Raw genomic sequence first — 6,583 nt, forward strand, 5'->3', positions numbered from 1 at the left:
ATCCGGAGCCGCCGCCGGGGGGTGAGGGTGGGTGTTTCCCGGCGCCGGCTCCGGTGGCCTTATCGGCTCATGGCCTCAACGGCTCGTGGCCTACCGCCCGTTCGCCGCCGCTCGGCCCGCCTCCAGGCGGGCCACGGGGATGCGGAACGGAGAGCAGGACACGTAGTCCAGGCCCACTTCGTGGAAGAAGTGGACGGACTCCGGGTCGCCGCCGTGCTCACCGCAGATGCCCAGCTTGAGGTCGGGGCGGGTGGCGCGGCCTGCCTGGGCGGCGTCGCGGACGAGGGCGCCGACGCCGTCCTTGTCGATGGTCTCGAACGGGCTGACGCCGAAGATGCCCTTTTCCAGGTAGGCGGTGAAGAAGCTGGCCTCGACATCGTCGCGGGAGAAGCCCCAGACGGTCTGGGTGAGGTCGTTGGTGCCGAAGGAGAAGAAGTCGGCGGATTCGGCGATCTGGGCGGCGGTCAGCGCGGCGCGCGGCAGCTCGATCATGGTGCCGAGGGTGAGCTTGAGGTCCACGCCGTGGACCTGCTCGACCTCGGCGATGACCCGCTCGGCCTCCTCGCGGACGATCTCCAGCTCCTGGACCGTGCCGACGAGCGGGATCATGATCTCGGCCCGGGGGTCGGCCTTGGCGTTGCAGCGCTCGGCGGCGGCCTCGGCGATGGCCCGTACCTGCATGGCGAACAGGCCGGGGATGACCAGGCCGAGCCGAACACCGCGCAGGCCCAGCATCGGGTTCTGCTCATGGAGCCGGTGCACGGCCTGGAGCAGCCGCAGGTCGTTCTCGTTGTGGTCCTTGCGGGACTCGGCGAGTGCGACGCGCACCGACAGCTCGGTGATGTCGGGCAGGAACTCGTGCAGCGGCGGGTCGAGCAGCCGGACGGTGACGGGCAGCCCGTCCATCGCCTCGAAGAGCTCGACGAAGTCGTCCCGCTGGAGGGGCAGCAGCCCGGCGAGCGCCGTTTCCCGCTCCTCGTCGGTGTGGGCGAGGATCAGCCGCTCGACCATCTCGCGCCGCTCGCCGAGGAACATGTGCTCGGTGCGGCACAGCCCGATGCCCTGGGCGCCGAACCGCCGGGCGCGGGCGGCGTCCTCGGCGTTGTCCGCGTTGGCCCGTACGCGCAGCCTGCGCACCCGGTCCGCGTACGCCATGATCCGGTGCACCGCGGCGACCAGCTCGTCCGCGTCGTCGGCGCCCGCGTGCATGCGGCCCTCGAAGTACTCCACGACCGGCGAGGGCACGACCGGGACCTCGCCGAGGTAGACCTTGCCGGAGGAGCCGTCGATCGAGACGACGTCGCCCTCCTCGATGACGACGCCGTCCTTGCCGTCCCGGCCGGGGACCGTCATCCGGCGCCGCTTGGTGTCGACTTCGAGTTCCTCGGCGCCGCACACGCAGGTCTTGCCCATGCCGCGGGCGACGACGGCGGCGTGTGAGGTCTTGCCGCCGCGCGAGGTCAGAATGCCCTCCGCGGCGATCATGCCGTCGAGGTCGTCGGGGTTGGTCTCGCGGCGGATGAGGATGACCTTCTCGCCCGAGCGCGACCATTTGACGGCGGTGTACGAGTCGAAGACGGCCTTGCCGACGGCGGCGCCCGGGGAGGCGGCGATGCCCCGCCCGATCTTCTGGACGGTGTCGCCGGAGGCCACCTCGTCGTCGAAGCGCGGGAACATCAACTGGGCGAGCTGCGCCCCGGTGACCCGGCGCAGCGCCTCGGCCTCGTCGATGAGCCCCTGGTCGACGAGCTGGGTGGCGATGCGGAAGGCGGCACCGGCGGTGCGCTTGCCGACCCGGGTCTGAAGCATCCACAGCTTGCCGCGCTCGATGGTGAACTCGATGTCGCACAGGTCCTTGTAGTGCGTCTCGAGGGTTTCCATGATCTGCATGAGCTGGTCGTAGGACCGCTGGTCGATCTGTTCGAGGTCGGCCAGCGGGACCGTGTTGCGGATGCCCGCGACCACGTCCTCGCCCTGGGCGTTCTGGAGGTAGTCGCCGTAGACGCCCTGGTGGCCGCTGGCCGGGTCGCGGGTGAAGGCGACGCCGGTGCCCGAGTCGGGGCCGAGGTTGCCGAAGACCATGGAGCAGATGTTGACCGCGGTGCCGAGGTCGTGGGGGATGCGCTCCTGGCGGCGGTAGAGCTTGGCGCGGTCGCCGTTCCAGGAGTCGAACACGGCCCGTACGGCGAGGTCCATCTGCTCGCGCGGCTCCTGCGGGAAGCCCCGGCCGGTCTCCTTGGCGACGATGTTCTTGAAGTCGCCGACCAGCTTCTTCAGGTCCGCGGCGTCGAGGTCGACGTCCACGGTGACGCCCTTGGCCCGCTTGGCGTCGTCGATGGCCTCCTCGAAGAGGTCGCCGTCCACGCCGAGCACGGTCTTGCCGAACATCTGGATGAGGCGCCGGTAGGAGTCCCAGGCGAACCGGTCGTCACCCGCCTGCGCGGCGAGCCCGGCCACGGACTGGTCCGAGAGGCCGATGTTGAGGACGGTGTCCATCATGCCGGGCATCGAGAACTTGGCGCCGGAGCGTACGGATACGAGGAGGGGGTCGTCCGCCTGGCCGAGTTTCTTGCCCATCTTGGCTTCGAGGGCGTCGAGGTGCGCACTCACCTCGTCGCGCAGGGCCGCGGGTTCCTCACCGCTGTCGAGGTAGACCTTGCATGCCTCGGTGGTGATGGTGAAGCCCGGTGGCACGGGGAGACCGAGATTGGTCATCTCGGCGAGATTGGCTCCCTTACCGCCGAGCAGGTCTTTGAGATCCTTGTTGCCCTCGGTGAAGTCGTAAACGAACTTCTGCTGATCTTGTGTTTCCGGCACGGGACTCGATCTCCTCGGCTCGGCTGCCCTGACGGCGGGGAGCGTACCCAGATCAAAGGCTCCTGAGCAGGTCCACTCCACCGTCATACGGCCGTAACCACCCGCCTGCCACGTGTTCGAAAGTACGGTGCCCGATCGAGGCTCACTTGGAGTGCCTTCAAGCCTCGAACACACACCCACCCTCCGCCCGCGGCGGACGCTTGGAATTTCACTATACGTAACCGTTGGTTCGAGATGTCGAACATCAAGTGGGTGGCACTGAGTGCCACGCATTGGAGAGGTGAGCACAGCGGGGGACCGCCGGATCACCCCTCGATCACCGCTCATATGAGCGACGCCTCGATCAGAGTGGCGAGAATCACGCCTTGTCAGAGCCCATTGTCTCGCCTTTTGGATACAACGAGAGGGGTGCTGCTCAAACGAGCGACACGCCGGAAGGGTGGCCGACCACCTCTGAGGACGCCGAGGGGCAGCGGACCAGCTTCGCTGCCGCCCCCTCTCCCGGCCCCGCTCCGTTTCAGAGGGCCAAGGCCCGGCGTTCCCCGCGAACGAATCGCGCCATATTTCAGGACGCCCGGTCGTCCTCCGGCCCCCGCAGCCCGGCCAGGGCCTCGCGGGTCCTGACCGTGCAGTTGTGCTCCTCGCCCAGGACGCGCTCGGCGATCTCCAGCACGGCCCGCCACTCGGCCTCGGCCTCATCGGGGCGGCCGAGGCCCTTGAGCGTGGTGCCGAGGATGTGCCGGGTCCACAGGGTGCTCACCTGCTCCGGTCCCAGGACGCGCAGCCGGGCGGTGAGCGTCTCCCGGATCTCCGTCTCGGCCTCCGCGAACCGGCCCAGCTTGTTGAGCACATTGCCCAGGCTGTGCCGGGCGGCCAGGGTGTTCCCGGCCTCGGCTCCCATGGACCGCGTGCGCCCCTCGACCACCTGGCGGTACAGGGCTTCGGACTCCTCGTAGCGCTCCTGATCACGCAGCAGGGCCGCCAGTTGGGCGACGGTGAGCAGGGCGCTCGGGTCGTCCGGCCCCAGCACCCGGGCCTCCCCCTCCATGGTCAGGCGGTACTCCCGCTCGGCCTCGTCCACGCGCCCGAGGCGCGACAGGACCCCGGCGCGGCTGTAGCGCTCCACCAGCGTCGCCTGCGCGTCCGGTCCCGCGACGCGGATCCGGTCCTGGAGCACCTGGGTGTACGCCTCCAGCGCCTCCTCGTTCCGCCCGGCCATCCCCATGCTGACCGCCAGATGGTGCCGGGTGGTGAGGGCGTTGGGATGGTCGCTTCCGAGCACGGCGGTCTGCCGTTCCAGAAGGTCGCGATGGGCCGCCTGCGCCTCGTCGTGCCGCCCCTGATCGTCCAGAATCAGCGCTCGCACCCGCAGGGCGGTCAACGCCTCGTCGTGCCGCTCCCCGACGGCGGCGAACGTCTCCGCCACCAGCGCGTCGGCCTCGGACTCCGCCTCGGTGTACCGCCGCAGGCTGCGCAGCCGGTCGATGCGGTTGCGGCGCGCCCGGCGCACCCGCCAGTGGGTGGGGCTCAGGGCCGCCGACGTCCGGTCGACCAGGTCGTGCCACAGCGACTCCGCCTCCTCGTGGCGCTGCCCGAGGTTCAGGATGTCGCCGAGCGTGAAGAGCGCCGTCATCAGCGCCGAGTCCACCTCCGACTCCGCCGACGCGGCGCATTCCTCGGCCGCCGCCCGCATCTCGGCCTCCGCCTCGTCGAGCCGGTTCTGCCGCCGCAGCGCGGTGGTCAGCCAGGCACGTGCGTTGACGGTCTCGTGGTTCGTGGGCCCGTGCAGTTCCCGCGCCATGGCCAGCGAGACCCGGAGTTCCTCCTCGGCCTCCGCCACCCGCCCGAGGTCCAGCAGCAGACGCCCGCGCCTGAAGTGCTTGGCCTCGGCATGCTCCCGGGAGTCCTCGCCCCGCCGCTCCCACGCCTCGATCAGCGTGCGGCACTCCTCCTCCGCCGCGTCCGCCCGCCCGGCGTCGCTCAGCAGGTCCACGAGATAGCCGCGGGCGAACAGCGTGTAGTCGTCCTCCGCGCCGTGCACCCTTCCCGAGATCGCGACCACCGCGCGCAGCTCGCGCTCCGCATCCTCGTGCTCCCCGAGCTTGTTCAGGGTGATCGCCAGATGCCCGCGGAGGTTGCGGGATTCGAGGTCGTCCCGGGAGCTGAGCCCCTCGATCTGCTCCCGCGCCACCTCCCGCAGCTCGGCCATGTGCTCCGCCCACCCGGCGTCGACGAGCTGCTCGGCCACATCGGGCAGGCTCCGCACTCCCCACCAGCCGGTTTCCTCGTTGCGCTGGTCGGCTTCGGCCAGCATCTTGTCGACGTAGTCACGCACCGACTTCGGCAGCCCTTCGTCCGCCGCGATCCGCCGCACCACCGCCATCACCGGCGGCTGGACCTGCTCGGAGGTGTAGGAGCGAGGCGGGAAGACGACGGCCGGTGCCACCGGCCGCCGTTCGGGCGCCTGCGGCGGCGGCGCCGGATCCTCCGGGCCCTCCTCCAGCAGCCCCAGCCGCGACAGCAGCTCCGGGGACGCCGCCGCGAACGGGCGGGCCTCCTCGGCGACGCGGGAGTCCCCATGGTCGCCGGAGAGCCGGGCGCGGAACTCGGGGCCGCTGCCCTGCCGGTGCAGCAGAAACGCGGTGACCTGCGCCGCCGTCTCCAGCGCGTCCGCCGTCCGGACCGCGTCCAGCAGCAGATCCGCGACCCCGGCGTGGAACTCGTACTCCTCCGCGCCGCCCGCCCGCCTCCGCAGCAGCCCGCCCAGGAACACCTCGGCCAACTGCGCCGGGTGGAACCGCTCCCCACGGCCCGCGCCCGCCTGGTGGATCAGCCGCATCACCGGCAGTGTCAGCGGATGGACCGTGGCCAGCGCCCCGGCCAGGCGCTGCGCCTCGGGCGAGGCGGCGCCCCGGAAGCGGCGCAGCCGCTCCTCGGCCGTCGGCTCGGGGACATGGGCCGTGGCCCGCGCGGCCACCGGCTTCTCCGCGCCGTCGAGCAGCATGACCGGCAGCGGCGCGCCGCCGCCGCCCGTACCGGTGAGCGCCGCCCATGCGCCCAGCTCGCCCTCGGCCAGCTCCAGCACGGGCACCGGCGTCTTGCCGTCGTACGACACCATGCCGCGCGGCAGCACCGGATGGCGCACGGACAGCGCGCGGCCCGGGCTGCCCTCCCGGCCGCCGGCGTCGACCAGCAGCCGCTGCGTGGGCATGCCACGCTCCGGCCACATCCGCGCGGGCAGCGGCTGGAGGACCGCCACCGGCGAATGGCGGGCCCAGCGGCGCAGCAGCCGGGGAATCGCGCCACCGCGCCAGCCCGGGCCCACCCCGTCCGAGAGGACCAGCATCACGGTGCGGCCGGAGGTGTCGGTGAGCTGACGGGCGGTGCGGCGCGGGGCACCGGGGGCGTACGGGCGCGCCCTGAGCACCGGTGCGGCATCCTGGGCGCTGTCCAGGCCGTGGGCGCTGTCCAGGCCGTAGGTCCGTACGGAGCGGAAGGCGCCCTGCCGCTCCAGCAGTCCGCGCACCTCGGCGGCGAGCTGCTGCCACAGCACCATCGACGGGCCGTCGTCCACGATGAGCGCGACGCTCAGCCAGCGCTCGGGGCGGGGGCGCAGCACCACGTCCGGCAGCCCGGTTTCGGCGATCCACTCGGCGGTGGCGGTCTCATCGACGCAGAAGGACGTACGGGACGGCACGCTCCGCCGCAGCGGCCGCAGCGCGCGGGAGAGCCCGCGCGCCGCCGGGAGCGCCCGGACGCCCCGGAC

General features: G+C 71.8%; 2 protein-coding genes. Both read right to left on the reverse strand.

The window, feature by feature from the left end; genetic code table 11:
* Nucleotides 1-90: 90 nt before the first annotated feature.
* Nucleotides 91-2,817, reverse strand: a complete 2,727-nt coding sequence (gene ppdK, locus KN815_RS44505; protein WP_216347478.1) for a pyruvate, phosphate dikinase — start codon at nucleotides 2,815-2,817, stop codon at nucleotides 91-93.
* A gap of 565 nt (nucleotides 2,818-3,382) precedes the next feature.
* Nucleotides 3,383-6,583: tetratricopeptide repeat protein (locus KN815_RS44510; protein ID WP_216347480.1), on the reverse strand; the 3,201-nt coding region annotated here is incomplete at its 5' end.

Origin of the sequence: Streptomyces niphimycinicus (genome assembly GCF_018883605.1) — a bacterium.
Taxonomy (GTDB): Bacteria; Actinomycetota; Actinomycetes; order Streptomycetales; family Streptomycetaceae; genus Streptomyces; species Streptomyces niphimycinicus.